The sequence below is a fragment of the Bacillus sp. HMSC036E02 genome, from assembly GCF_001836235.1.
GTDB classification, from domain to species: Bacteria; Bacillota; Bacilli; order Bacillales; family Bacillaceae_G; genus Bacillus_A; species Bacillus_A cereus.
Genome location: NZ_KV827851.1, coordinates 1 through 2,766, shown reverse-complemented (window position 1 = coordinate 2,766; position 2,766 = coordinate 1). Strand labels below are relative to the sequence as shown.

Below are 2,766 nucleotides of genomic sequence, written 5' to 3'. Positions count from 1 at the left end.
GTGGTCTTTTTTGCATAAAATCTTGTAAAGTAAGAAAAAGTAGGATATTTAATGATTAGAATTGAATATTTATATTCTAATATTCAATAGAAAGATAAAACGTTTAAAAGTTCAGAATAATAGATTATAATATGTTTAGTAAAATTAACCAATATATATTTTGCTCATTATGTATTAAAGGGGAAATGAAAATGGCTGGACAAATTCGTATGTCACCAGAGGAGCTTAAATCGAAAGCGACTCGATATGGACAAGGTGCAAATCAAATTGAGGACATTTTAAGTCAACTACAAAACTTGCAAAATGAATTAAGAGGAGAATGGGAAGGACGTGCTTTTGAAGGTTTTGACCAACAGTTCAATCAATTAAAGCCAAAGGTACAAAACTTTGCACAGCTATTACAAGAAATTAATATGCAGCTTAATAAAACTGCAGAGGCTGTTGCTTCTCATGATGAAGAATTATCACGTAATTTCGGTTTGAAATAAAAATTGCTTTACTCTATATAACAAGTATTTCAAATGAGCCATACAGCTTATATTGTATGGCTCATTTGATTGCATGCCCAGCGAGTGATATTGATAGGGACATATGTTTAATGAGATTTCTTTGATGCGTTTGGAAAACTTATAGAAAGGGTTTGAAAGAATGGGACAATTTCAAAGTAATTTACAAACAGCAACGCAAATTGCTACGAAAATGGGAACAGCCTCTGATAGGATTCAAAGTGCAACCAGTCGTTCTATAACAAAGGCGACGCGTACAACGTTGTCTATTAATTTCAAATCACAAGAAGCGAATCAGCAAGTTTTAGACTTGACGAAACAATTTTCCGCTGCCTTTCAACAAGCGGTTGATAATATTCATTCGGTATCTAATGAATTTGAGAGAATGGATAATGAACTTCACAACACTTTTCGCTAATGTGACAACCTACGTAAAGTAAAATAGTAGGAGGAATATGATGAGTCAAGATATTGAAAAACAAATTAATCAAGTAAATCAAAAGTTACGAAGTGTATTTGAAGAGCAGGACCGAAATCAATCCGCGATTCACATTCAGGAGCAAGCGGAAGCAGATTTTTATGAATGGAGAGGTCGAAACCATCGTTTGTTTGATCGAATTTTAGGAACTTGGCATGGTGATAGAGAAATGTCTCAGTTTTTTATGAATACATATCAAGAGGCACAACATATTGAACGAAAAGTCACATTTGAATTGGAAAATCAAAAAGAAACGTTGCTTAAAGAAAAACGAGACCTTAATGATTTAGAAAACGCCCTTTCCTATCAACAACAACAATTAGCAAGGGAGGTCAATGCATGAGTTTAAATATGTATTTGGGAGAGGTACGAAGCCAAACTCAAAGCATGAATGCTGTATGTACGGCCACCATTCAAGGTATGGAACAAGCCATTCAGTCGATTGACGCTTTTGCAACTGATACTGTGTTACAGGGGCAAACATATAGCAGTGCAAAATCATTTTTTGTACAAACCTTTCGTCCTTTAGCGCAAGGAATCATTTATCTGTGTGAAGAGTTAATTCGTCAGAACGATGCTTTTCCAAGTCAATTTCAATCACAAGTCGCTTCCACGGATGTAATTGAACAAGAAATATTAGAACAAATTCGAGAAATTGACCGAATGAAAGCAAGTATGGAAGCCATCAGCCAAGCTATGCCAATCCCAGGTATGGACGCTATGGCGAATCTTTTTACTGTGATGAGGAAAAAACTGCAAGAAAAGCTGGATCATTTGTATCAATTTAATCAGACCTCTAGTAATAATTATAGTACAGCACTTCAATTAGCAGCTAGTATTGCTGCAGGTCTTGCGGAAGTTCAAAGTGGGAAAGGGTTTAGTGTTGTCAGCGGTACATTTAGTACGCAAGGATTGAATATGGATTGGACGGGGCCTATTCAAAAAATTACAGAAGATAGAGCTCGTGAAGTTGAAAGGTTAAATAAGGATTCTGAATCTGGTGAAGTAGATAAAAAAGATTCATTTTTAGGTATGACTGACTTTGATCCGATGGTACCATTAGATGGAGTGGGGAATACATTCGGAACACTTACAGGTGCAGCTGCAGTGGGGAATACAGTTTATAAAGTAAGGAATGGTTATGAGATAAAAAAAGAATTTGATAGAAAAAACAAACGAGTTCTTATAAGAGAGAGTTATGATTCTGTTAAAGATAATAAAAAAGTTAATGGACGGTATAGAGATCATAAGATTTACTATGTAAATGATATCGAAAAGAAAATCGAAAATGGAACAGCTACTCCTAAGATAAAAGAAATAGAAGCTATGATAAAAAAAGGAAGCGCAGCCAAAATGGCCTTAAAGGATAAGCTTGGATGGGCTAGTGTAGCTATAGATTCATATACGGATACAAGTGAGAATATCAAAAATAATGCCTCGAATGATAAAATTGCAGGAGATATTATTGGTAATGTTGTAGTGGGAGGAGCAACAACTGTAGGGGCTGCGGTTCTGACTGTTGCAGTTCTTCCTGCTGCTGCGCCAGTTTTGGCAGTTGCAGCAGCAGGATTCGGTATTTCAGTAGGATTAACATACTTAACAGAAGGTATAAAATGGGATGTTGATTTAGATGGTGATGGTGAAGATGATAGTATTAAGGATATGGTGAAAACGGGTGCGAAAAAAACTTGGTCAACAGTAGCAGGGTGGTTTAATTAACGTGAAAAAAAATACAGATTTTAATAAAAAAGTTTTTGAATATTATATGGCTCTTTATGCTGT

General features: G+C 35.4%; 4 protein-coding genes. All 4 read left to right on the top strand.

Annotated features, from left to right (window positions below):
* The first annotated feature begins 191 nt into the window (after positions 1–191).
* The 4 genes from HMPREF2590_RS15600 to HMPREF2590_RS15585 all read left to right on the top strand — a co-directional run bounded on the left by HMPREF2590_RS15600 (position 192) and on the right by HMPREF2590_RS15585 (position 2,703).
* Positions 192–488 (top strand): WXG100 family type VII secretion target, encoded by a 297-nt coding sequence (locus tag HMPREF2590_RS15600; RefSeq protein ID WP_000918603.1) that lies wholly within the window; start codon positions 192–194, stop codon positions 486–488.
* A 160-nt stretch (positions 489–648) separates the two neighbouring features.
* Positions 649–924, top strand: a complete 276-nt coding sequence (locus HMPREF2590_RS15595) for a TIGR04197 family type VII secretion effector (RefSeq protein ID WP_050821687.1) — start codon at positions 649–651, stop codon at positions 922–924.
* 40 nt (positions 925–964) lie between these two features.
* Positions 965–1,327, top strand: coding sequence for a DUF3958 family protein (locus HMPREF2590_RS15590; protein ID WP_044584180.1), 363 nt, complete (start codon positions 965–967; stop codon positions 1,325–1,327).
* Complete coding sequence (locus HMPREF2590_RS15585; protein ID WP_050821689.1) at positions 1,324–2,703, top strand: T7SS effector LXG polymorphic toxin; 1,380 nt, start codon at positions 1,324–1,326, stop codon at positions 2,701–2,703. The genes HMPREF2590_RS15590 and HMPREF2590_RS15585 overlap by 4 nt, the downstream gene beginning before the upstream one ends.
* The last annotated feature ends 63 nt before the right edge of the window (positions 2,704–2,766 follow it).

Bases quoted from the DNA above. Each gene is read 5' to 3' on its own strand.
- HMPREF2590_RS15595 (WP_050821687.1), top strand. From the start codon at position 649: ATGGGACAATTTCAAAGTAATTTACAAACAGCAACGCAAATTGCTACG.
- HMPREF2590_RS15590 (WP_044584180.1), top strand. From the start codon at position 965: ATGAGTCAAGATATTGAAAAACAAATTAATCAAGTAAATCAAAAGTTA.
- HMPREF2590_RS15585 (WP_050821689.1), top strand. From the start codon at position 1,324: ATGAGTTTAAATATGTATTTGGGAGAGGTACGAAGCCAAACTCAAAGC.
- HMPREF2590_RS15600 (WP_000918603.1), top strand. From the start codon at position 192: ATGGCTGGACAAATTCGTATGTCACCAGAGGAGCTTAAATCGAAAGCG.